Source organism: Pontibacter diazotrophicus, from assembly GCF_003367245.1.
Lineage (GTDB): Bacteria > Bacteroidota > Bacteroidia > Cytophagales > Hymenobacteraceae > Pontibacter > Pontibacter diazotrophicus.
Window position 1 is genome coordinate 1 of sequence record NZ_QRGR01000039.1, and the last position, 23,262, is coordinate 23,262.

General features: G+C 47.7%; 20 protein-coding genes. 14 read left to right on the plus strand and 6 right to left on the minus strand.

What is annotated here, in order from left to right:
• The first annotated feature begins 221 nt into the window (after positions 1-221).
• Positions 222-437 carry a YdeI/OmpD-associated family protein gene (locus DXT99_RS23965; protein ID WP_246000993.1) on the plus strand — a complete coding sequence of 72 codons (216 nt, stop codon included), beginning with the start codon at positions 222-224 and terminating at the stop codon, positions 435-437.
• 87 nt (positions 438-524) lie between these two features.
• On the opposite strand, the gene DXT99_RS23970 is transcribed toward DXT99_RS23965, so the two are convergent.
• The 3 genes from DXT99_RS23970 to DXT99_RS23980 form a co-directional block, all read right to left on the minus strand.
• Positions 525-1,088, minus strand: a complete 564-nt coding sequence (locus DXT99_RS23970) for a hypothetical protein (RefSeq protein ID WP_115568133.1) — start codon at positions 1,086-1,088, stop codon at positions 525-527.
• Between the two features lie 86 nt (positions 1,089-1,174).
• A complete protein-coding gene (locus tag DXT99_RS23975; protein WP_147294297.1) occupies positions 1,175-3,529 on the minus strand; it encodes a TonB-dependent receptor in 2,355 nt (784 codons plus the stop codon).
• A gap of 222 nt (positions 3,530-3,751) precedes the next feature.
• Entirely contained in the window at positions 3,752-4,075 is a 324-nt protein-coding gene (locus DXT99_RS23980; protein ID WP_246000994.1) for a hypothetical protein, read from the minus strand.
• Between the two features lie 278 nt (positions 4,076-4,353).
• Here DXT99_RS23980 and htpG point away from each other — a divergent pair, with 278 nt between their 5' ends.
• Both htpG and DXT99_RS23990 read left to right on the plus strand, forming a co-directional pair.
• A complete protein-coding gene (gene htpG / locus DXT99_RS23985; protein WP_115568135.1) occupies positions 4,354-6,180 on the plus strand; it encodes a molecular chaperone HtpG in 1,827 nt (608 codons plus the stop codon).
• 318 nt (positions 6,181-6,498) lie between these two features.
• Positions 6,499-7,422 (plus strand): toxin-antitoxin system YwqK family antitoxin, encoded by a 924-nt coding sequence (locus DXT99_RS23990; RefSeq protein WP_115568136.1) that lies wholly within the window; start codon positions 6,499-6,501, stop codon positions 7,420-7,422.
• On the opposite strand, the gene DXT99_RS23995 is transcribed toward DXT99_RS23990, so the two are convergent.
• Complete coding sequence (locus tag DXT99_RS23995) at positions 7,419-7,781, minus strand: YraN family protein (RefSeq protein ID WP_115568137.1); 363 nt, start codon at positions 7,779-7,781, stop codon at positions 7,419-7,421. The two genes, DXT99_RS23990 and DXT99_RS23995, sit on opposite strands and share 4 nt — an antisense overlap.
• Before the next feature lie 65 nt (positions 7,782-7,846).
• Between DXT99_RS23995 and DXT99_RS24000 the strand changes: the two genes are divergently transcribed.
• From DXT99_RS24000 to porN, 11 genes are all read left to right on the plus strand, one after another.
• The gene (locus DXT99_RS24000; RefSeq protein WP_115568138.1) at positions 7,847-8,842 is read left to right on the plus strand and encodes a bifunctional phosphoglucose/phosphomannose isomerase; all 996 of its coding nucleotides are present in this window, start codon (positions 7,847-7,849) and stop codon (positions 8,840-8,842) included.
• 1 nt (position 8,843) lies between these two features.
• Positions 8,844-9,578, plus strand: a complete 735-nt coding sequence (lipB, locus tag DXT99_RS24005; RefSeq protein ID WP_115568139.1) for a lipoyl(octanoyl) transferase LipB — start codon at positions 8,844-8,846, stop codon at positions 9,576-9,578.
• The gene (locus DXT99_RS24010; RefSeq protein ID WP_115568140.1) at positions 9,562-9,966 is read left to right on the plus strand and encodes a hypothetical protein; all 405 of its coding nucleotides are present in this window, start codon (positions 9,562-9,564) and stop codon (positions 9,964-9,966) included. Before lipB ends, DXT99_RS24010 begins: the two co-directional genes overlap by 17 nt.
• Before the next feature lie 169 nt (positions 9,967-10,135).
• Positions 10,136-11,197 carry an MraY family glycosyltransferase gene (locus DXT99_RS24015; RefSeq protein WP_246000995.1) on the plus strand — a complete coding sequence of 354 codons (1,062 nt, stop codon included), beginning with the start codon at positions 10,136-10,138 and terminating at the stop codon, positions 11,195-11,197.
• A complete protein-coding gene (locus DXT99_RS24020; protein ID WP_246001000.1) occupies positions 11,160-12,335 on the plus strand; it encodes a DUF4271 domain-containing protein in 1,176 nt (391 codons plus the stop codon). The genes DXT99_RS24015 and DXT99_RS24020 overlap by 38 nt, the downstream gene beginning before the upstream one ends.
• Positions 12,336-12,402: 67 nt before the next feature.
• Positions 12,403-13,206, plus strand: coding sequence for a uroporphyrinogen-III synthase (locus tag DXT99_RS24025; protein WP_115568174.1), 804 nt, complete (start codon positions 12,403-12,405; stop codon positions 13,204-13,206).
• A gap of 166 nt (positions 13,207-13,372) precedes the next feature.
• Complete coding sequence (locus DXT99_RS24030; protein ID WP_115568141.1) at positions 13,373-14,338, plus strand: PorP/SprF family type IX secretion system membrane protein; 966 nt, start codon at positions 13,373-13,375, stop codon at positions 14,336-14,338.
• A gap of 234 nt (positions 14,339-14,572) precedes the next feature.
• Positions 14,573-15,592: a T9SS ring complex lipoprotein PorK/GldK gene (gene porK / locus DXT99_RS24035; RefSeq protein ID WP_115568142.1), complete on the plus strand. Its 1,020-nt coding sequence runs from the start codon at positions 14,573-14,575 to the stop codon at positions 15,590-15,592.
• 77 nt (positions 15,593-15,669) lie between these two features.
• Complete coding sequence (gene porL / locus DXT99_RS24040; RefSeq protein ID WP_115568143.1) at positions 15,670-16,467, plus strand: type IX secretion system motor protein PorL/GldL; 798 nt, start codon at positions 15,670-15,672, stop codon at positions 16,465-16,467.
• 53 nt (positions 16,468-16,520) lie between these two features.
• Positions 16,521-18,116, plus strand: a complete 1,596-nt coding sequence (porM, locus tag DXT99_RS24045) for a type IX secretion system motor protein PorM/GldM (protein WP_115568144.1) — start codon at positions 16,521-16,523, stop codon at positions 18,114-18,116.
• A 21-nt stretch (positions 18,117-18,137) separates the two neighbouring features.
• Positions 18,138-19,007 carry a type IX secretion system ring subunit PorN/GldN gene (gene porN, locus DXT99_RS24050; RefSeq protein ID WP_115568145.1) on the plus strand — a complete coding sequence of 290 codons (870 nt, stop codon included), beginning with the start codon at positions 18,138-18,140 and terminating at the stop codon, positions 19,005-19,007.
• A 99-nt stretch (positions 19,008-19,106) separates the two neighbouring features.
• Here the strand turns inward: porN and uvrC are convergent, their stop codons facing one another.
• Together uvrC and DXT99_RS24060 are read right to left on the minus strand one after the other, a co-directional pair.
• Positions 19,107-20,924, minus strand: a complete 1,818-nt coding sequence (uvrC, locus tag DXT99_RS24055) for an excinuclease ABC subunit UvrC (RefSeq protein ID WP_115568146.1) — start codon at positions 20,922-20,924, stop codon at positions 19,107-19,109.
• 12 nt (positions 20,925-20,936) lie between these two features.
• Complete coding sequence (locus DXT99_RS24060) at positions 20,937-23,258, minus strand: penicillin-binding protein 1A (protein WP_115568147.1); 2,322 nt, start codon at positions 23,256-23,258, stop codon at positions 20,937-20,939.
• Between the last annotated feature and the right edge of the window lie 4 nt (positions 23,259-23,262).

Below are 23,262 nucleotides of genomic sequence, written 5' to 3' on the forward strand. Positions count from 1 at the left end.
ACCTCTACCGGAGGCTCTCCAAGGACTATGAACGCAGCACCAAATCAGCCGAGACAATGATTCAGATTACCATGATACATATCATGCTTAAGAAATTATCTAAATGAAATCAAAACAGCCTCTTAGGCTATTCCGGTGTAAGGCAGGTTGCCATTGATGAAACGTGGTCGGCTTTACGGTTCAGGCACCAGGCAGAGCGGAAAGAAGTTTCTACGTTTGGAGTGGATTTACCGGGCATCGACAGGAAAACAAAAACAGTAACAGTACCCGAAGACATGCAGCAGGCACTGGAGGAGGCAGGCGTGCTGGAACAATTTAAGCAGCTGGCGTTTACGCACCGGAAAGAGTATGTAGTGGCGGTGTTGGAGGCAAAAAGACCCGAAACCAGGGCCAAACGCATCAGTAATGTAGCTGCGCAACTGGCAGAGAGGCAGTAGATACAAGATAACTGCAGATGGTACCATATAAAATAAAAAAGGAGGCGCAATTTTAATTGCGCCTCCTTTTTTGTGCTTGCAAGATATTTACTCCTGAATTACAGTAGGGAAATTGGCTTCTACGTCCGTCTCGCCCACTGCTATATTGCTGGTGCTCCCTTTCAGGCCGGGCTGGTGCTTTAGTGTAATGCGTAGCGTGCCGGTGCTAGCTTCGCCAGTTGTGACGGTGGCTTCTAAACCAATAGGACGGTTGTTGCTGTCCATATCTGTTTTATTAACCGTAACATTCAGGCCGCCTAGTGCGTCATAAAACACCTCATGCTCATCCCCTTCTTCTTCTATCTCCTCTGTAATATCCTCGGATGGCGTCTGGCTGTCGTCTGAGAACGTAAGGGTGGCATCGTAAACTGCATTAGGCACCAGGTTTAATGTCTGGATAGTGGCATCAGTACCGCCTGGTCCATCCGGGTCGCTGAAAACAGCGGTTACATTCTGTCCTTTTCCTTGCGGCACAAGGTTGATGGTTACAGTTGTGATCAACTCACCTTCTTCAACTGGTGGCGTTGGATCATCATCCTCGCAAGACGTGGAAGCGAACAACAAAGATCCCATCATTAAAGCAGTCAGGTAAGGTCTAAATAGGTTTTTCATAAGTTGATAAATTTTGGTAAAAGTTTAATTGGTAAAAAATAAATTACGTGATACACCAGCACATTGCTGATGTCAAAAAATTCACTTTAAGTTTTGCTAAAATCCAAGGGCACTTTAATCCGGAACATGATCAGGCGGCCCGCTTCGTCAGCAAAATACCGGAAGCGGTTCAGGTAATCGCGGTATGTGGTGTTCAGCAGGTTGTTACCCGTAATTCCTATCTCCACCGGTTGCTTCCCAAAGTGTACTGTAGCACCTGCCGCTGCCTGCATTAAAAAGTAGGCGTCTGGTGCCGGGGCAAAATCCTCATCCGTTTTTTCCGGCACGCGCGTCTGTTCCGCCACATAGGTACCTCCCAAGGAAACATAGGCGTCTGAGAAACGACTCCCGTTGCCTGACTGGCCAAACTCATAGCGCAGGCTGTTGTTAAACCTGTCTGCCGGAATGTTGATGAGGTAATCATCTGCCTCTGTGTTTCTGGCACGCACAATAGCTGTTTTAGAGTCTATCACCAGGTTCGGAAGCAGATTGTACTCCAGGCTTAAATCTACTCCACTAAAGGTTGCATCCGTCTGCCTGTACCGGAAAGCCGGGAAAGCACCCCGTATGGTGAGCACAGGGTTGGCAAGCGGTGCCAGATAGATATAATTGTTAATAAAATTGTGGTAGAGACTCAGCTGACCATTCAGGCGCGTGTTGCCGAAATAATTTACGGAGGCCTCAAAATTATACGCCTGCTCCGAACCCAGTTCCGGGTCGCCTACCTCGTAAGTGGCAGCGCTATGGTGCACGCCATCGCTGAAGAGCTCGTTTACACTAGGTGCCCGCCAGGCAGAGGTGGCACTCAGGCCGAAGGTAAGGTGATAGCCCACATCATATAAAGCACCCAGGGTACCCGACACGTTGTTAAAATCATACTCCGGCTTTAACAATTCTCTACTCGACGAGAAACGCTTCACCTGCAAATATTTGTAATCGTATCGGAGACCAGCTTCCAGTTGCAGCCTGTCCTTCCGCCACTTCTCAATGACAAAAGCGCCGGCTGTTATACCGGTATAGTAAGGCAGAAAGTCGCTGTACTTATAGGTGTTCTGCTGGTAAATAGTGCTCACGCCTACTGATCCGGTGAAGTTGCCCAGCGGCTGGTGTTCCCAGATGGCCTCTGTGGTATGCGTGTTCAGGTTAAGGTAAAGTGCCGGATTTCCGGTTGCAGGACCATGCACATCATACTCCTCCCGCCTGTTGCGTTGCAAACCGTATACAAACTCCAGCCTGCCTGCCTCGCCGGTTTGCAGGTATGCCTTTGCCTTTAGCAGGTCGTGCTGCACGTTCTGGTAAGGCCGACCTATTTCGTAGGTGAATTCCACGTTTTCGGCTCCGGCTGGTCTGCCACGGGCAATCGCATAGTTCAAGTCTGTCAGGTTACCGATGTGAGCGGCCCGCAGGATGCCCAGCTTTGTATTGAACTGGCTGTAAAACAGCTCTCCGCCAAACTTTTCCTTCCGGTAACCTAGTGCTGCCGAGAAGTTCTGCTCCTCAAAACCCGTGTTCTCCAGGTAGTAATCCGGCGTTCGGGTATTTCCTGCCTTCTTATAGGTGCCCTGCAGGCGCCAGCTTAGCGGCGGAATACCTGCAAAGTTACCCTCTGCGGTAGCTGACGCGGCCATCTGGCGGTTGTTGGTGCTGCCCACCAGGTTCACCTCGCCGCCAACACCCGGCGTAGTGGGCAAAGCCCGCGGCTCCACGATCACCACGCCTCCAATAGCATCCGCTCCATAGCGCACACCGGCAGCTCCTTTTATCACCTTCATCTGGGTGGCCACAAAGGGGTCTATTTCGGGGGCATGTTCCGAACCCCACTGCTGGCCCTCCTGCCGTACGCCATTGTTCAGCAAGAGTATGCGGTTGCTGTGCATGCCATGGATAACAGGTTTGGAAATAGTAGGCCCGGTCTGAATGGTGGTAACACCTGCAATGCCTTGCAGTGTTCCTGCCAGCGACAGCCCGCGCGTCTCCTCCAACTCCCGCCCCGACAGCGTATACGACGACTGCGCCTGCTCCTGCAGATGAGCACCCGTTACCTCCACCGTGCCCAGCGTTCTGGCAGCTGTATGCAGTTGCAGGTCTCTGACAGAGGAACCTGTCAGCCTGATAGTAAAGCTCTCCGGCTCATACCCCACATAGGTCACCTGCACAGTATAAGTACCCTGGCACAGGTGGTGGAAATGATAATTCCCATACGCATCAGCCACGGAGGCTTTGTGCAGTTCCGGAATAGACACAGTGGCACCAATAAGCGTAGCGCGGGAGTCGTGGTCCAGCACCTTGCCTGATAAGGTAAGGCCACAGTCCTGTTCCTCTCCTGTTTCCAAATCAGGAGGAGGTAACAGCTGCGCCAGTGCCGGCTGCACCTGCATTGCCATGAAAAGAAGTATCAGCAAAAAACTATGCTGAAAGTATTTGAAAAAGAACACGGCTAAGATTTTAGCAATAATCGGCAAAGGCTATCATAGCTTCTGCCAAACTCCAAAAAAGGCACCCTGCAACAAATGATGCCGGCGAGCCTAATGGGGCTATTGTAATAATTAAAGTATACCCGCACCTGCTCGAAAAGTCATGTACAGACATGCATGTAATCAGGTAAAACGGGTAAGGAGCTAAAACTAAGCCAAAGGTGGGCCGCGAAGAAAAGTAGAGGTATGAGTTGCGCTATGCCATGTGCCGGTATAATGCACGGCATAGGTAGCGCGATGTACAGCAGGTTTTAAAACAACGGGAGGAAAGCTGCCCTGATAAGGCTTGCCAAACATATCCTCTACCGGACAATGCTTGTGCTTCAGGCCAACCTGCGCCTCATGCGTATCCGTGTGGTCGGTATGTACGGTGTGCGTATGCGGGTGCAGATCCAGCAAAAGGGCATCCGGTACCATCGCCCTGCAGAAAAGCAGGAGCAGGAATAGGGCGATATATTTCAGGAAGGACTGCACCTTTTATATAGGAACCACAGCAAATGTACAATTAATTCCACAATGTTGCATTTGTATAAAGCTAGTCCCGCATTTTCAACCCTTCTTCTACTACAGATACCGCCGGAATGTTCCTTAAAGTAAATTTTTCAGGCCCAGTCTTGTCAACTTATACAAGCTTTTCTGACATCCTGTCACAAAAGCAATGCTTCAGCTGCTCTGGAACAGGATTTGAAAGCCTTTGCCAAAAGTAGCCTGTCGGTTAAAAGAATTTTCAAAAAAACATATATAGTAGCAACATGGAAGAAAGAGGTAATATTTCGATTCACACCGAGAATATTTTCCCCATCATCAAGAAGTTTTTATACTCTGACCACGAGATTTTCCTGCGTGAGTTAGTGAGTAACGCTGTAGATGCCACACAGAAAGTGAAGCGTTTGGCAGCTGTTGGCGAGTATAAAGGCGACCTGGGCGAGCTGAAGGTAAAGGTAGCGGTAAACAAAGATGACCGCACCATCACGATATCGGATAACGGTATCGGTATGACGGCGGAGGAAATCAAGAAGTACATCAACCAGATTGCGTTTTCAGGAGCCTCTGAGTTTGTAGAGCGTTTTAAAGACTCCGATGGCGATAAAGACCAGATCATCGGTCAGTTTGGTTTGGGCTTCTACTCTGCCTTTATGGTGGCCGACCGGGTGGATATCGTGACCAAATCGTACCAGGAAGGCGCAGAGCCAGCCCGTTGGACCTGCGATGGTAGCACAGAGTTTGCCATTACGGACGCTCAGAAAGAAGACCGCGGCTCTGATGTGATATTGCACGTTGCCCCCGATTCTGATGAGTTCCTGGAAACAGCGCGTATCCGCACTATCCTGGACAAGTACTGCAAGTTCCTGCCAGTGCCGATTGAGTTTGAGGGTGAAGTTATCAACAACCCGAACCCCATCTGGACAAAGCAGCCTGCTGACCTGACAGACGAGGACTACAAGAACTTCTACAAAGAGCTGTACCCGTTCTCAGAGCCACCGCTGTTCTGGATTCACCTGAACGTGGACTATCCGTTTAACCTGACAGGTATCCTGTACTTCCCTAAAATCAAGAACGATTTTGAGCTGCAGCGCAACAAGATTCAGCTGTACTCCCGCCAGGTGTTCATCACCGATGAGGTGAAAGACGTGGTGCCGGAGTTCCTGATGCTGCTGCACGGTATCATCGACTCACCGGACATTCCGCTGAACGTAAGCCGCTCTTTCCTGCAGGCTGATTCCAGCGTAAAGAAAATCAACACCTACATCACTAAAAAGGTAGCTGATAAGCTAAACGATATCTTCAAGAAAGACCGCGAAACGTTTGAGAAGACCTGGGACGACATCAACGTGTTTGTGAAGTATGGCATGCTCTCTGATGATAAATTCTATGAGAAAGCCAAAGACTTCGTGCTGCTGCAGAACACCGAAGGCAAGTACTATACAATAGAAGAGTACAAAGCGCTGGTGCAGGCCAACCAGACAAACAAAAGCGAGCAACTGGTATTCCTGTACACCACAGATGCCGATAAGCAGCACGCCTTTATTGAGGCGGCCCAGAACCGTGGCTACGATGTGCTGAAGCTGGACTCAGTTATCGACAGCCACTTTATTGGCATGCTGGAGCAGAAGCTGGAGAAAACCACCCTGAAGCGTGTGGACTCTGAAACCATCGATAAGCTAGTTGAGCGCGACGAGGCGAAGGAAAGCGTGCTGAACGATAAGGAGAAGGAAGACCTGAAAGCGGCTTATGAGCAGGCTATCAACAACCAGCACATGCACGTAGAGGTAGCGCCAATGTCTCCGGACGATGCACCGGTGGTGATTACGATGCCTGAGTTTATGCGCCGCATGAAGGACATGAATAAGAGCGGTGGTGGCGGCATGATGTTCATGGGCGATATGCCGGACACTTACAACGTAACCATCAATGCAAACCACCCGCTGAACCAGCGCGTGCTGAGTGCCGAAGGCGACGACAAGTCTGCCGTTGCCCGTCAGGCGTTTGACCTGGCGCTGCTGTCGCAGAACATGCTTTCTGGTGCAGCCCTTACTACTTTTGTGAAACGCAGCTTTGAGCTGATGACGAAAGAATAGAAAAGAACTTACAAATTAAAAATTATACCAAACAGTTTAAGGCAGTGCCCACAGGGTGCTGCCTTTTTTGCTTCTGCCGTTCTGCCTCATGAAACTAACCTGCCATATGTAAAGTTATAGGGGCAGTTTGCGTATTGGTGCTTATATGATTTATGTTCATCTTTACGTTTAAAATCTGACAGCTGACAGCTGATTGCTGGGATGATGGTTAAATGGCTTAATTGTTAAATTGTTGAACAACAAGAGCAACATAGCGGAACCAGCCATTCAACCATCAAGCTATTCAGTTATTCGAAATTCAGTTATTCAAAATTGAACATGAGGCATTCTCTTCTTCTGGCGTTGACTTTTGTAGCAGGCATAGGGTTGCTTACCTTAGGCGGTTGCGGCCAACCCAAATGGAACAGTGACTACCACCTGGACCAGGCGCGCCTGAAAGCAGGCGCCAAAGCCGATGTCCTTGCCTCCGGAGATACTATAAACCCTGATGTGGAAGTGCGGAAGGCACTGGAAAAGGAGGAGGTAGAGGGAGAAAAAAAGCGAAAGAAGCAGAAGCAAAGCAAGCGTTATTTCCTGGGCTATAAGGTAAAGCGTGGCTTTATCAAAACAGGTCGCAGTGCCCGCCAGACCATAGAGACTTTTAGTTATCTTCCTGAGCAAGAAGAACTCAATCCGTATGCCCCTCTCAAATACCTGTATGACACTAAGAAGCGCAAGCTATACCGCACCAGCAACAACGAAGTAGACCAGGCACGTTATAAGGTGCTGCACGGCCCTTATGTAAAGAAAATTGACGGGCAGACAGTGGAGGAAGGTTACTTCTATATAGGTACCAAGCACCTGCGCTGGGAAAAATACAGACCTGACGAGGAAGGCACTTTAGTTGGGAAAGACCACTATGAAAAAGGCTTTGTACGCGATGCCGTGGTCACCTACTATGACGGTGCTCAGAAACAAATCAAAGAGGTGGTACCTTATGTGTATGGCGAGGTGCAGGGTACCTACTACCGTTTCTATGAAAACGGGCAGGTGCAGTGGTCCGGGCAGTATGAGAAAGGCCGCAAAGTAGGCACCTGGATCCATTATTACGACTTCCGCGGCCGGCGCCATCACGAGTACCAGTACCCCAAGACAGTGTATGACGAGCGTTTTGAACCTTACTTAGTAAAGGAGTATGACCGGCATGGAACGCTCATCTATGAGAAAGACAGGCTGGACAAGCGCTCCCAGGCAAAGCGTTAGTGAAAAGCGTCTTCTATATGGTGTATGGTTACAGGTGTGTTTAAGGTGATGGCGATAATGTCGAACCGGATGTCATGCTGCCAGTCTATCTTGTAGATAAACGCCTGCGCAGCGTTCAGTATCATCTCTTCCTTCCTGTAGTTAACTGCCTCCTCCGGATATCCGTACCTATCAGTACTTCTGGTTTTGACCTCTACAAAAATCAGCAGGTTCTCTTTCTGTGCAATAATGTCCACTTCAGCGCGTCTGTGCCTGAAGTTTCTTCGCACAATAGTATAACCCTGTTGCAGCAGGTAAGCTGCGGCACGGTTTTCACCGGTTTGCCCGGTGAGGATGTGGGCGTTAATTTGAGAAGCCATTAATTATCTCGTAATTTGCACCAGTCTGAGATTAAATGATTGTTCATCAGAATTAAAGACGAATTATGAAGCAACTTGTTGAAGGTTTTGCGCAACAACTACGCGATGCAATGGATATCGGGGAAAAGGCCACCGTCACTTTCTCCGGCCCTAAATATAATAATGTAGTGATTTCGGGCATGGGAGGCTCTGGTATTGGTGGCAATATCATTCAGTCTTACGTGGCCGACAAAGTTTCTGTACCTGTTATAGTAAACAAAGGGTATACAGTCCCGGCCTTTGTCGGACCGGACACCTTGTTTATTGCCTCCTCTTTCTCCGGAAACACAGAGGAGACGCTTGCCGCGGTAAGAGCCGCCATGCGCAGCGACGCCTCTGTCTGCTTTGTTACCTCTGGAGGCGAATTGCTGCGCATCGCACAGGAAAACAGCATGCCCTACATCGCCATACCCGGCGAATCACAGCAGCCTCGTGCCTGCCTGGGTTACTCACTTGTACAGATGCTGTACCTACTGCACCATGCCGAACTGCTGGACGACACTTTTAAAACAGAGGTAAGGCAAAGCATCAATCTCCTAGAGGAGTTATCGGGAAGTATAAAGGTGCAGGCCAGCGCTTTAGCGAACGCCTTCCATAATAAGCTGCCGATGCTGTACGTTAGCGACGCAATGGAGCCGGTGGCAGTACGCTTTCAGCAACAGATTAGCCAAAATGCAAAGCAACTGAGCCATGTAAACGTTTTCCCGGAGATGAGCCACAACGAAATTGAGGGTTGGCAGCACCCGGAAAACCTATACGCACAGGCTGCAGTGCTGCTCATCAAAACGAGTTATGACCACCCGCGCGTGCGTTTGCGCATGGACCTGACAAAAAAAGTCTTCGAGCGCAAGGCGCAGGATGTGTTGGAAATGGAGGCCCGGGGCGCAACTTTCCTGGAGCAGGCATTCCACCTCATCCACATGTTTGACTGGGTATCTGTATACCTGGCGGAGCTAAATAATGTGGATCCAAATACCATTGATAATATTGACAATCTGAAAGGCGAACTTTCAAAAAAATAGCGTGCAGAAAAACACTGAGATAAAATTCGAACACCTGGGCCTGGTTGACTACAAGGAGGCGTGGGAGTACCAGGAGAAAGTCTTTAACAGCATTCTGGACCTGAAGGTGCAGAACCGTAAAGCAGAGGCGGGCGCACAGCAGCCTACTCCCAATTACCTGCTGTTCTGCTCACACCCACACGTGTACACGCTGGGCAAGAGCGGCCACGAGGAGCACCTGCTCCTCAACGAAGAAGGACTGAAGGAGAAAGAGGCGACTTACTATAAGATTAACCGCGGCGGAGATATCACCTATCATGGCCCCGGCCAGATTGTGGGCTATCCTATCCTGGACCTCGAGAACTTCTTTACTGATATACACAAATACCTGCGCTACCTGGAGGAGGCCATTATCCTGACATTACAAGACTATGGCATTACTGCTGGCCGCATTCCGGGGCTTACAGGTGTATGGCTGGACCACGAGGCGCAGCGCAACCCGCGCAAGATATGCGCCATGGGCGTGAAGTGCAGCCGCTGGGTTACCATGCACGGCTTTGCCTTTAACATCAACACCAACCTCGACTACTTTAATAACATTGTACCTTGCGGCATTTCAGACAAGCAGGTAACGTCGCTGGCGAAAGAACTGGGGCATGAAGTGCCACTGGCGGAGGTCGAGGAAAAATTACAGAAGCACCTGGCAGCCCTCTTTGGCGCCACTATTACGACAGCAGTACATGAAGAAAGACATTGATTTTGGAGCAGTAGAGGGCATCGCAGTAGCGATTGCCACTTCCTTAAGTGAATCCGGAGAAGCCATCTGGAATGTTTATTTACTTAATAACAATACCTTTGCTGTGGAGAACGTGCTGATTGCTTCTAAAGGCTACGGCGTTATAGACGGCAATGAAGTAAAGACATCTGTGCTGCGCCACATGTTCGAGCGCGTGGAGGCAAAGAGCTTTGTGCAGATTGAGCCAATAGACCCGGCAATCTTCCACATTAACAACGAATATTGGGTAAGCTACTATATTGACGGTAAGATTTTTGACAAAAAATTCGTGTTTGTGCCGGACTCCATTCAGGAAGAAAACCTGATTGACATAGGTATGCTGCAGATGCAGGGCGTGCTCCATTCATAAGTTAGTTAAATTTTTGCCTGTGCAGACTCTAACTCAAAAGCACAAACCTTTTTTTATACTAAATTGATTGTATATTTACCTCATTATTAGCCTGTGGCTAAAGAGAGGATGCGCTGTTGTTAATTTAAAGAAGTAAGGAATACCCTTCGCTTTACTTCCATTTGTGCTTATGGATCAGAGAATTTTACCACTCATACTTGCCTCCAGTTGGGCTTTCCTTATTGCCATGTTCGCTGTTCCGTCTATTATCAGAGTGGCGCATCTCAAGAATATCCTGGACGCCCCTAACTTACGCACGGTGCATGCAGAACTTACGCCGCGTCTGGGAGGTCTGGCCATGTTTGCAGGCTTTATGTCGGCACTTACTATCTTCACCAGCCTTGGCAATGGTGTGCAACAGCTGTTGGCCAGCTGCATTATTCTGTTCTTTATTGGCCTGAAAGACGATCTGATTACTATTTCTGCGCTTAAAAAATTCTCTGTGCAGTTATTAGCCACTGGTATTGTCATGTTTATGGCAGACATCCGTATCACAGGCTTTCAGGGCATCTTTGGCATTGGAGAGCTGCCAATAGGGCTGAGCTATGCCTTTACCTTTTTAGTGATTATCGGCATAACCAACTCCATCAACCTGATAGATGGACTGGACGGACTGGCAGGAACACTAGTGTTGATCGCAGCCTGCACATTCGGCTTATACTTTTACCTGTTCGGTGGCACTGCTTATAATAACTACGCAGCCGTTGCTTTCTGCCTCATCGGCGGGGTACTTGGCTTCTTACGGTATAACTTCCACAAGGCTACCATCTTTATGGGCGATACCGGCTCCCTGTTATGTGGCTTCATTATTTCCGTTCTGGCTATTCAGTTTATAGAGATGCGTCCTGAACCGGCGTCTCCTGCTGTGGCTTTAGGCATTCTATTCGTACCGCTCTTCGATACACTGCGCGTTTCTTTTATTCGTATCATGAAAGGCTCATCGCCATTTATTCCTGATAAAAACCACGTCCACCACCGCCTGCTGGCAATGGGCTTCAACCAAATCACCACTGTGCTTATCCTTGCCATGATCAACATGCTGGTCATTGTGTTTGTAGTGAGCTTCGGGGACTGGGGCAACCTGGAAATCCTGATGGTGTTGTTCGCTTTCTCGGTCGTATTAAGTGTGTTTTTAGGAGTTTATAAATCACATAGTGCACAAAGTGTTTCCAAGGCAAAAGTTAAAGCTTAGCCTCTTTTTCCTCATATATAGTATCACATGGCTGGGGCCTGCGCAGGCACAGGTGCTGCCCCTGGAACAGAAAAACGCTATCACAGCCGACTGGATGGTGCGGCGGGAGGGCGCAACGCAGTTAGTGCCATACGTGGCCGGGAGGCACGCTGCATATAACGCCCTGCACCAGTGGCTGAATATTACGCAGGCCCAGCCTTTTAATATTCGTTTTACTGCTCCAAAGGACCTGTGCCTCTTTCTGAACAACCAGCTCATTTTTAAGGCCGACTTTTCTGCTAATTACAACATAGATCTGGCAAAGCACAGCAAAGGTGTGGCCCCTGTGGAAGGCAAGTTCCTGCTAACGGTGTGGCATCCGGAGCAGCAGCCTAATGTCAGCTCATTCCAGAACCAGCCCCGCTCCCAGGCACAGGTAAACGAACTAAATGACAGGCCGCTTTCCGTACGTATGCGCGAGTATGTGAATCAGAATGCCTTTATCCTGTTTCTGCTGGTGATCGGGCTGGTGTACGGCGCCCTTCGGAAAAACTTCCCGAATGACTTTAGCGGCTTGTTCCGTTTCGGCTCCTTCCTGAACCCCCATGCATTGGAAGAAGGCGTTTTAGTGAAGCCGATCCGCTCTCTTTCCAGTCTGCTTTTTGTGTTGGCCTTTTCGCTCACACTGGCACTGCTTATTGCGGCTATCCACACAAATGTGCAGCAAATAAACCTGTTCAACCGCCTCTTCCCTGTTTCCGAGGCCGACATCACCACCAAGGTGCTCTTTTATACTTTGCTTATATTTTTTATTATCCTGTTCAAGTACCTTTTCCTGAAAATCATGGGTTTTATCTTTGGGTTAGAGCAGGTAGTGCAATTACAGTATCGGGAGTTTATAAGATCGATGCTATTTCTGGGTATGTTTTTGCCGCTGGTCATGCTCCTTTACCTGTCTCTGTACACTATAATACCGGAAACGATTCTTTTAATATCGAACCTTGCAGTGTCGTTTGTGCTGGTAATCACTATTATGCGGGTGTTTGCAACAGTAAATAAAAAAGCGCCAGTACTAAATTTGCATTTATTTTCATACCTTTGCGCCACAGAAGTAATTCCGCTTGCCATCATGCTAAAGTTGATTGTTTTTAACTTTTAAAAACACAAACCGGCATTAGCAGCGGGTATTGCAGCAGGTGAAATTTTTAAAACCGTTCCAACTGACTATGGCTGAAAGCAAAGCAAAGGGCACTGCAAACCCTGAAAGGTTCAAAATTCCCATCAAGACAATTCTGGTTACACAACCACAGCCCACAACCGACAATTCTCCATACCTGTCGATTGCTGAGAAGTATGACATTAAAGTCGATTTCAGGGCTTTTATAGAGGTGGAGCCCGTTCCTTTCAAGGAGTTCAGGAAAGACAAAGTGGATATTTTGTCGCATACGGCCGTTATATTTACCAGCCGTAACGCGGTAGACCATTTCTTCAGAATCTGCCAGGAAAGCAAAATAGAAATGCCTGCTGACATGAAGTACTTCTGTATTTCTGACCAGACAGCTTATTACCTGCAGAAGTACATCACGCTTCGCAAGCGCAAACTGTTCGTGGGCGAGAAAACGGCCAAAGACCTGTTTGAGGTGATAAAGAAGCATAAGAGTGAAAAATACCTGTTCCCTTGCTCTAATATCCGCAAAGAAGATATTCCTAACTTTCTTGCTGCAAACAAGATCAAGCACACAGAGGCAATCATTTACAAGACAGTGGCTGCCGACTTATCTGATCTGGACGAGGTAACCTACGACTGCATTGCTTTTTTCAGTCCGTCGGGTATCAGCTCGCTGTTCATCAACTTCCCTGATTTTAAGCAGAACAACACCCGTATCGCTGCTTTTGGGCCTACAACAGCCAAGGCTGTGCGGGATGCAGGGCTGGAACTTGATATTGAGGCACCTATGCCAAATGCCCCTTCCATGACGGGAGCTATTGAAGTATACATACAGAACCAGCAGCAGCACTTAAAAAAGTAGGCGCCTGACGCAACTTTTATCTCTGTATTGCATAGTTAGTAAAACGCAAACGCATACTATCACAAAGTAGTCTGCGTTTGCGTTTTAATGTTTAATAACTATATTTGAACAGCGGGTGCCAATCCACAACACTTTGCAACCATACTTCGCCATGTTGCCACGGCCTATGAAAAAGCTTCTACCTGTTTTGATGTTGCTGCTGCTCTTTTGTGCCCCTGCAGTAGTAGCACAGCAACAACCTCAGTTTACCCATTACGGGTTTAATGGGATGCAAATCAGCCCTGCCTATGCCGGCATCACAAACAGGCCGGAGTTCACTTCCATTTACCGCTACCAATGGCTGGGCTATGACGCCTCGTTTGATGATGGCGGCGCCCCCAGGACACTCTTACTAACAGCCAGCACACCGGTGCGCCTGCTGCATGGCGGCTTAGGCCTGAACCTGATGCGCGACAGAATAGGCAATACCACCCAGCTCACTGCGGCGGTCTCTTACGCTTATCATATTAATATAGGCGAAACCGGCAGATTAGGTATTGGAGTACAGGGCAATATAAACAACTACAAAAAAGGAAACTACAGGGCAATAGATGGCGGCGACCCCAATGTGCCATTTAACAGTGAGGACACAAAGTTTGACCTGGGAGCAGGCCTTTGGTATCAATCTGAGACATTTTATGCAGGCGGCGGTGTAACCAACCTCCTGCATGCCGAATATGAGTTTGCAGATTCAACTAACACGGGCAGAGGAACCGTTTTAGGAGAAAACCACATCTATGTAACAGCCGGCTACAATTTGCCTATTTCCTCAGATTTAATCTTAACGCCAACCATCTTACTCAAGCACGATACTGAGACATTTTCGTTTGACGCGGGTGGCCGGGTAAGTTATCAGGAGAAATATTGGGCCGGATTGAATTATAGACATCAAGAAGCTGTTAGTGCGCTTGTGGGAGTGTCTCTGTTTGAGGATAATGCCCTACGAGTTGGTTACGCAATAGATCTTACTACTTTTAACCAGGCAGCAAAAGCGGCCACCTCGCATGAGGTGATGCTGAATTACCGTCTGCCAGAGCCGGTTATCAGATTTAAACCACCCGTAAGAACTCCACGCTACTATTTTACTAAATAGATAAAGCAGAGCACCTCTCATAATTGCACTGTTTACGGAGAAAACCTCCAAACAGGGCAAAAAAAATTTGTTATTTATAAGGATAATAATCAGCACCTTACCTCGTTTAAAAATTATAAATTCGGGATGTAGGGAATTGTTTTTTTATTTGTTTCTATTTCTTATATATTTGCTACACCTGTCAAAGTGTGTTAAAATCATAATCGAAACTTTTACTTCTTTTTAATAGTCATCATGAACAAACTAATTAAGCTGTCTACATTCGCATTAGCGGTGGTACTGCTTGCAGGCTGTGGAATGGGACGCGGCCCCGAGGGAGATCTTGTGGGAGCCGAGGACCGTCCAGAGTACAATCCACAGGAGGTGCCTTACGGCATGGTTATCTGCCCGGGTGGTACTTTTCATATGGGCCAGGCAGACCAGGACATAGCAGCGTCAATGGCCAACCTGAACAAGCAAGTGACGATTGGTGGCTTCTATATGGATGAAACTGAGATCACTAACAATGAATACCGCCAATTCATCAATGTGATGATGGAGGATTCTATAGATGTTTTAGGTGAAGAATATGTCATGGATCAATTGTATCCTGACACGAGTGTTTGGGTAAGAGATTATACTTACCATATGGGAGACCCCTTAATGGAGTACTATTTTTCTCACCCTGCATTCGACGACTATCCAGTAGTAGGAGTAAACTGGTTTGCTGCCAAATACTTCAGCGAGTGGCGCACGAAGCACAAAAACCAGGCGAATACAGAAGCAGGAATGGCACCGATGCCAGCGTTCCGTCTGCCGACAGAGGCGGAGTGGGAATATGCTGCCAGAGGTGGTCGTGATATGTCTGTTTATCCTTGGGGCGGCCCTTACCTGCGCAACGCAAAAGGCTGCTTGTTAGCAAACTTCAAGCCAGGCCGTGGTGATTATTACAGCGACGGGTTTACTTATACAGCTCCTGTAGCACAGTTCTTCCCGAACGACTTTGGCCTGTATGATATGGCCGGAAACGTATCAGAGTGGTGTGCAGATGCTTATGCTGAAGCCAGTGTGCCGATTACGTGGGACCTGAACCCTGTATATGATGTAGCCGACGAGCCACGCAAGGTAGTAAGAGGCGGATCATGGAAAGACATCGCTTATTTCCTGGAGACAGGTACCCGTAACTTTGAGTACCAGGACTCGGCCAGATCTTATATAGGCTTCCGTAACACGATGATTTACCTGGGCAGATCATCTGGCAATGAGTTTAGATAGTATCCTTTTATATTATAAAAATCAACCAAACCCTTTTCAACCTTATTTTTAACGTTCACAATTAATCAGAAAACAAAATGAGCAAAGCTAGAGGTCGTAATTTCCTATTCGACGTGTTGATGCCTAAAATCTACGGTATTGGTGCTGCTGTCGTAATCGTGGGTGCATTGTTCAAAATCCAACACTGGGATTATGCAAACGAAATGCTTATAGTTGGTTTGTTAACGGAGGCAGTTATCTTCTTCCTTAGTGCTTTCCAGCCACAACCACACGAGCCAGATTGGGCAAGAGTATATCCACAACTAGCGGAGGATTATGCAGGTGAAGGACTTGTTCCGGTTACTGCTAATAATGGACCGTCAGTTACAGGAAAACTGGATGAAATGATGCGTAATGCTGACATCACACCAGAAACAATTAACAGCCTTGGCCTTGGCCTGAACAGGTTGAGTGATACAACAGCTCAATTGGCTGATCTTAGCCAGGCAACTGCTGCTACAGAAGACTATAATGTAAAAGTAAGAGCTGCTGCTGACCAGTTAGGCCAGATAAACAAGGCATATGCTACTACTGCTGACGCCCTTGCACAAATGGCTGGCTCTACGGTAGATGCACAAGAGTACCACGGTCAGGTACAGAACATGACCAGGAACTTAGGCGCATTGAACGCTGTTTACGAAATGGAACTTCAGGATGCTAACAACCACCTGAAGGCGATGAACAAGTTCTATGGTAACCTGAGCATGGCAATGGAAAACCTGACGGATGCCAGCAAAGACACTGCGCAGTTCAAAGAAGAAGTTTCCCGCTTAACGCAGAACCTGCACAACCTGAACACGGTGTACGGCAACATGCTTACAGCAATGAGAAGCTAATTCCAATTCAGTTCTATAATTAACAAGAAAACAACAGTTTATAAGAGTATAAAATGGCTGGAGGAAAAGAGACACCAAGGCAAAAGATGATCGGTATGATGTACCTCGTACTGACCGCGATGCTTGCCTTGAATGTGAGCTCGGCTATCCTGTTAAAGTTTCAGTTCCTGGACGACAGTTTACAGGAAGTGAACCGGAGAACAGTTTCAGATAACGCCGGGGTCGTATCAAACATTAGGACTGCCATTGCAGAAAACAAGAATCCATCTGCAAATGACCAGCGTGTGCTAACAAGAGCACAGGAAGTAAGGGAGCAAACAGCAGAAATGGTAGCCTTTATACAAGGCATCCGTAATACGCTGGTTGAGAAAACAGGAGGCGAAGCACCGGAAGGCGGCTATGAAAACCCGGAGGGTAATGACATAGTAGCCAACACCATGATTGGTGCTGCCAACAAGAACAACGGTCTGGCTTATGAGTTGAAAGATAAGCTGAACGGCTATGCAAAGTTCCTGAAGCAGTATAACCCAAACATGCCGGCACAGCTGGCATATGACGGAGCAGAAGATCCGATTGCAAGCAGAGACCCATCGCAGAAAAACAAAGATTTCGCCGAGCTGAACTTCGAAGAAACACCAATGGTAGCTGCTTTAGCTGTACTTTCTCAGAAAGAGAATGAGATACTGAAGTATGAAGCCGACGCTTTGCAGAAGCTTGCTGCTGAAGTTGGTGCTGACATCATCAAGTTCGAGAAAATCTTCGCAATGGCACGTGCTGAGTCTAAGACGGTAGCGGCGGGCACGAAGTATAAAGCAGACATGTTTATCGCTGCATCTTCTGACAACATCGTTCCGAAGATGAGTTTCCAGGGCAAGCCGGTAACGGTTGCCAATGGCATGGGTGCGGTTGAATTTGTAGCAGCTGCCTCCAACTATGATGCAGACGGCAACTCTAAGCAGACATGGAAAGGCCAGGTTACCATTAACCAGAACGGTCGTGACACAACATTTACAGTAACTGAAGAATATGTGGTAGCGAAGCCTGTTATCCAGGTGCAGTCTGCTGCAGTTCAGGCGCTGTACTTCCAGTGCGCGAATGAACTAAACATCCAGGTTCCTGCTCTGGGCGCAGTATATGACCCAAGCTTTAGCGCCAGCGGTGGTGCTGCAGTAAAAGGAGCGAAGAAAGGTGAAGTAACCATTATTCCGAATGCTACAGAGGTAACCATCAACGTAAGCAGCGGCGGTAATGCTATCGGTAAAGAAACTTTTAAGGTTCGTCCTTTACCTAAACCTGAGTTAGTTGCGTTTGTAAATGGAAAGCCAATTGATTTCAAGCGTGGTGTTCCAGCTGCTTCATTCAGAGAAGTAAGAATGGATGCTGTTGCAGATGAAGGTTTCAAGCAGTTGCTACCAAACGAAGCGCGTTACAGAGTTACAAAATGGAATGCGTACCTGGTAAGAAATAACCAGCCAATAGCACAGCAGGAAATCAACGGCCCAACTGCTAACCTCACAAGTTTTGCTGCCAAAGCAAATAAAGGAGACAGGGTAGTAATGGAAGTTGTTGATGTGAGACGCCTGAACTATAAGGGAGAGGCTACAGCTGTTAAAGGAGTTGAAGGTAACTTCACAGTACCATTAAACTAAAATTTAGAAGCTTACAGGAGTATGAAAATAATCAAAGCAATAGGTGTAGCAGCCGGTATTATGATGTTATCTGTAGGTGCTATGGCGCAACAGGTTTCAAATACAACGGAAAGTAACCCTTCCGCAAGACCGATTCCCGAATCAGATATTCTGTTCAAGAAAACAGTGTGGCGTAAAATTGACCTGCGTGAAAAGCAGAATACTCCTATGTTCTCTGAAAACAGGGAAATCACCAAGATCATTATCAACGCGGTGAAAAGCGGTGAACTGACTGCCTATAAATCTGACTCTGTTAACACACCATTAACCCGGGAGGAATTCATTGCGAACATGACTCCAAAGGAAGCTGCTGGTGGTTTAAGCGAGGAAGAAATTGCTGCAGGTTTTGGTGAGGAACAAGAAGAGGAGGAGTTAGATGCATGGGGCGCAGCCTTAGGCGATGACGCCGTTGCAGAAACAGCAGCTCCTGTAAGTACTGAATATTTCCCAAAGCAGTTATACCTGCTAGAACTGAAGGAGAATGTGGTCTTCGATAAGAAGCGTTCGCGCATGTACCACGATATTCAGACAATCAGCATTAAAGTACCTGCTACGTTGAATGCCTTAGGCTTTGAGCAAACAGTAGGCTCCTTCAGAATGAACGACCTGGTGCGAATATTCCGTAGTAACCCGGAAATGGCTGTCTGGTATAACGCACAGAACGATGCCCAGCACAAGAACTTAGCTGATGCATTCGACCTTTGGTTGTTCAGCTCTTACATCACTAAAATCTCTAACCCTAACGACAGAGGTCTGGCAGATATCTACGGTGGTGGCAGAAAAGGACTACTTGCTGCACAGGATGCTTTGGAAGCACTAATTGAATACGAGTATAGCCTTTGGAGCTACTAAAAAGCACATAGGTTTAACATAAAAAAGAAAGGGAGACTCAGCTGAGTCTCCCTTTCTTTTTTATGTTAAACCTCCTATAATAAGAAAAAGCAGCGGCAGCTATTCTACTTCTTTCGCCTCATGAAAATAACTGTAAAGCAGCGCGGCTTTTGCTTTACCTATTTCTTCAGATAGTTCTTCCTGCGAGAGCTCCCTAAGCTTTTTAACAGATTTAAACTTCGCCAGGAGCGCTTCAGCAGTTTTAGGTCCTAAGCCCTTTATATCCGTTAGCTCTGTTTTTAAAGTACCGGCATCACGCTTGCTGCGGTGAAAAGTAATAGCGAAGCGGTGGGCCTCGTTCCGCAAGCGTTGTATCAATTTTAAAGACTCAGACTTCTTATCTATATAAAGGGGCAGGGCATCTCCCGGGTAAAAAATCTCTTCCAGGCGCTTGGCAATACCTACCACAGCTATTTTACCATAGACATCCAGCTCTTTCAGAGCCTTTACAGCCATGCTAAGCTGCCCTTTACCACCATCTATGATGATGAGCTGCGGTAGTGGCTGGTTTTCGTTGAGAAGCCGTCTATAGCGGCGGGTAACAATCTCATACATCGACTCAAAATCGTTGGCGCCCACCACCGTCTTTATATTGTAGTGGCGATAGTCTTTCTTACTGGGCTTCCCGTTCTTGAAACAAACCATCGAAGCCACCGGATTATCACCCTGAAAGTTCGAGTTGTCGAAGCACTCAATCTGCCGTGGCAGCTCTGTCAGGCGCAGAGCTTTCTTCATGGTCTCCAGCACCCGCAGTTCACGCTTCTCGCTCAGGTCTTTGTTTTTCTCCTGTCGGCTCTCCCGCTCTTTGCGCAGGTAGAGGGCATTCTTGAGCGAAAGGTTCAACAGCTTCTTCTTGTCCCCAATCTGCGGATAAGTAATACTGATGCTGTCGAGCGGAAGCGACAGTTCAATGTTTGTAATCACCTCACGAGAGGTGCTTTCAAACTCCTGCCGTAGCTGCACCACCACAGAAGCCAGAATATCGGCATCAGCCTCATCCAGCTTTTTGTGTATTTCCAGCGACTGAGTCAAAATGATGGAGCCGTTCATTACCTTTAGGTAATTGATAAAAGCACAATCTTCGTTGCTGGTGATGGTAAACACATCAATGTTAGTAAGCGTATTGGAAACAACTGTGGATTTGACCTGGAAATCATCCAGCATATCCAGCTTCTGCTTAAACTGGTGCGCCACTTCATACTGATAGTCTGCCGCCGCTGCCGCCATGCGTTCTTTAAAATAGTTCTTCGCTACAGACAGGTTACCGGAAAGGATATTCTTGATTTGCGAAATGGCAGCATTGTACTCTGTCTCGTCTACCAGAGCCTCGCAAGGTCCTTTGCAATTCCCGATATGATACTCCAGGCAAACCTTGAATTTACCGGCTGCTACATTCTCAGGAGAAAGATTATAGGTACAGGTGCGAAGCGGGTAAAGCGTCCGAATAAGGTCCAGCACCACGTGCATGGTGGTGCCGCTCGGATAGGGCCCAAAGTATCGGGAGCCGTCGTTGATCTTATTGCGGGTGCTGATGACGCGCGGGAAGCGCTCATTTACAATGCAGATATAAGGGTAGGTTTTCCCATCCTTCAGCAGGATGTTGTATTTGGGCTGATACTGCTTGATCAGGTTGTTTTCCAGCAGAAAAGCATCCGCCTCTGTATCCACAATGGTAAACTCGATGTCCTTGATCTGCGACACGAGCTTAAGTGTTTTCTTGTTATGCTGGGCAGAGCGGTTGAAGTAGGAGGAAACACGCTTCCTGATATCAACTGCTTTGCCTACATAGATAATACCATTGTCGTCAAAAAACTTATAGATGCCGGGCTTGTGCGGCAAGTGCGATATTTTCTCCTTCAGCTTCTCGTTCGCTGGCATATAACATCAGAATTAGATCTCGGCATCCAGGTCAATTTCCGTTGGCAGGTTCAGAAACTCATCTTGATTAGAAGAGTCTATAGGCATGCCCCCGTTATACCTCTCACAATCTAATTCTACAGATAAAGGCGTTAAAGGTTTAGGGAAAGGCTCTTTCGAAACATCTAAAGATTTGTCGTTGTACACCTTTTGCATGAAAGCACCATAAATAGGCATGGCTAACTTGCCTCCTTGTCCTTCGCTCATCGTTCTGAAGTGAATGGAACGATCTTCCCCGCCTACCCAGGTACCGGTAACCAGATTTGGCGTTACACCCATAAACCAGGCATCAGAATAATTCTGAGTGGTACCAGTTTTAGCACCAATCTCGTTCTTAAGCCCATTGCGGTAACGCAGGCCATAATAAGCGGTACCACCTGGCTCCGCAGCAGCTTGTAGCATGTGCACCATCATATAGGCTGTTTCCTCGCTTAGGGCATCTACAGATTTAGGAGTATGCTCGTATATCGTGTTTCCGTGCTTATCCTCTATTCTTGTTATAAAATTAGGCTCCACCCAGGTACCACCATTTACAAATGTACCATAGGCACCCACCATGTCATAAAGAGACACATCGCTCGCTCCTAAAGCTAAGGAAGGAGTAGGGTCAAGTGGCGTACTTATACCCATTCGTCTTGCTGTCGACGCCAAGGTTTCTGCGCTTAATTTGCTCACCAGAAAAGCAGAAATAGAGTTTACAGACTCGGCAAGGGCTCTGCGTAGCGTATACTTCTCGCCGCTATACTTGTTATCCGCATTGTCCGGGCACCACATGGTACCATCCTCCAGGGGCACACATACCTTCGTATCTATTACTTCATAGCATGGATAATAGCCACTTTCAATAGCAGCTGTGTACAGGAAAGGCTTGAATGTAGAGCCTGGCTGGCGCGCCCCCTGCTTCACGTGATCGTACTTAAAGTGTTTGTAGTTAATACCGCCCACCCAGGCTTTGATATGCCCGGTCTGAGGCTCCATGGCCAGAAAACCAGTCTGCAGAAAGTGCTTGTAATGCTTCAGCGAATCCATCGGACTCATCATTACCTCTTTTTCCCCATCCCAGTCAAAAATGGTCATCGGTATTTTCTTGTTGAGGTAATAGTTGATGGAATCTTCGTTTCCTTCAAACAATTGGTTCAGGCTACGATAGCGCGCGGTGCGCTTTATGGCCTGCTGCGGAAAACTCTTGATTTCCTGGTTCGACTGATCTACCCAAGGGTTTCGGCCTTTCCAGTGTGCAAAGAACGCTTTCTGACGGTCTTTCATGTGCTCTGCCACCGCCTGTTCGGCATACTGCTGCATCCGCGAGTCGATGGTTGTATATATCTTCAGCCCGTCGCCATACAAATCAAAGCCGTTCTCGCGGCACCACTGGCGAAGGAACTTGCTGGCCTCGGTTCGGAAATAAGGGGCCATGCCCACATTCTGGTTCTCTACCTTATAGTCCAGCTCAATGTCGTTCACCTTCAGATTATCGTATTCTGCCTGATCAAGGAAGCCGTATTTCACCATCTGCGACAGCACAACATTGCGCCGGCGCTTTGAATTCTCCGGGTTAAATCGGGGGCTATAGTAGGTAGGGTTCTTAAACAGGCCCACCAGCACAGCAGACTCCTGCACCTCCAGTTCTCCCGGCTCTTTGTTGAAGAAGGTCTTTGCTGCGGACTCTATCCCAAAAGCGTTGCTGCCGAACTCAAAGATGTTGAGATACATCACCAGAATCTCGCGCTTGGTATAAGACTGCTCCAGCTTCACGGCCATCAGCCACTCCTTTGTCTTATGTATAAGAATGCGCACGCCCGGTACATTGTTTAGCAGGCCGTTGTTTAACTCATCGCCACGGGTTCTGAAAAGGTTTTTAGCCACCTGCTGTGTCAGGGTACTGCCACCTCCCTTAGACCGGCCTGTAACAATTGCAGCAGCCACACGCGCCATTGCCTCCGGATCTATACCTGAATGCTCCTCAAAACGGATGTCTTCTGTTGCAATCAGGGCATTTACCAGGTTGTCTGGCAGGTCTTCATAATCCACAGGTGTCCGGTTCTCGCGGAAGTAACTGCCCAACCGCACGTTGTCGGCAGAGTAAACTTCAGAGGCAAGCTCACTTTTAGGGTTCTCCAATGCACGCGTACTTGGCAGCTCTCCAAACAGGTTCAGGAAGTTGATGCTAACGGCATACAAATAGAGAATAAAGATCGCCAGGCCACCCACAAAGAACAGCCATAATGCGGTAATTACTTTGGGGTAAACTTTACTCTTTGTGTTAGGTGCAGATTTCTTTTGACGCGTAGCCATGTAC

Coding starts and splice junctions, on each gene's coding strand:
- porK (WP_115568142.1), top strand. CDS start 14,573: ATGAACAAACTAATTAAGCTGTCTACATTCGCATTAGCGGTGGTACTG.
- DXT99_RS23990 (WP_115568136.1), top strand. CDS start 6,499: ATGAGGCATTCTCTTCTTCTGGCGTTGACTTTTGTAGCAGGCATAGGG.
- DXT99_RS24060 (WP_115568147.1), bottom strand. CDS start 23,258: ATGGCTACGCGTCAAAAGAAATCTGCACCTAACACAAAGAGTAAAGTT.
- htpG (WP_115568135.1), top strand. CDS start 4,354: ATGGAAGAAAGAGGTAATATTTCGATTCACACCGAGAATATTTTCCCC.
- DXT99_RS23995 (WP_115568137.1), bottom strand. CDS start 7,781: ATGGCTTCTCAAATTAACGCCCACATCCTCACCGGGCAAACCGGTGAA.
- DXT99_RS24030 (WP_115568141.1), top strand. CDS start 13,373: ATGAAAAAGCTTCTACCTGTTTTGATGTTGCTGCTGCTCTTTTGTGCC.
- DXT99_RS24010 (WP_115568140.1), top strand. CDS start 9,562: ATGAAGAAAGACATTGATTTTGGAGCAGTAGAGGGCATCGCAGTAGCG.
- DXT99_RS24015 (WP_246000995.1), top strand. CDS start 10,136: ATGGATCAGAGAATTTTACCACTCATACTTGCCTCCAGTTGGGCTTTC.
- DXT99_RS24000 (WP_115568138.1), top strand. CDS start 7,847: ATGAAGCAACTTGTTGAAGGTTTTGCGCAACAACTACGCGATGCAATG.
- porN (WP_115568145.1), top strand. CDS start 18,138: ATGAAAATAATCAAAGCAATAGGTGTAGCAGCCGGTATTATGATGTTA.
- porL (WP_115568143.1), top strand. CDS start 15,670: ATGAGCAAAGCTAGAGGTCGTAATTTCCTATTCGACGTGTTGATGCCT.
- DXT99_RS24025 (WP_115568174.1), top strand. CDS start 12,403: ATGGCTGAAAGCAAAGCAAAGGGCACTGCAAACCCTGAAAGGTTCAAA.
- porM (WP_115568144.1), top strand. CDS start 16,521: ATGGCTGGAGGAAAAGAGACACCAAGGCAAAAGATGATCGGTATGATG.
- DXT99_RS23970 (WP_115568133.1), bottom strand. CDS start 1,088: ATGAAAAACCTATTTAGACCTTACCTGACTGCTTTAATGATGGGATCT.
- uvrC (WP_115568146.1), bottom strand. CDS start 20,924: ATGCCAGCGAACGAGAAGCTGAAGGAGAAAATATCGCACTTGCCGCAC.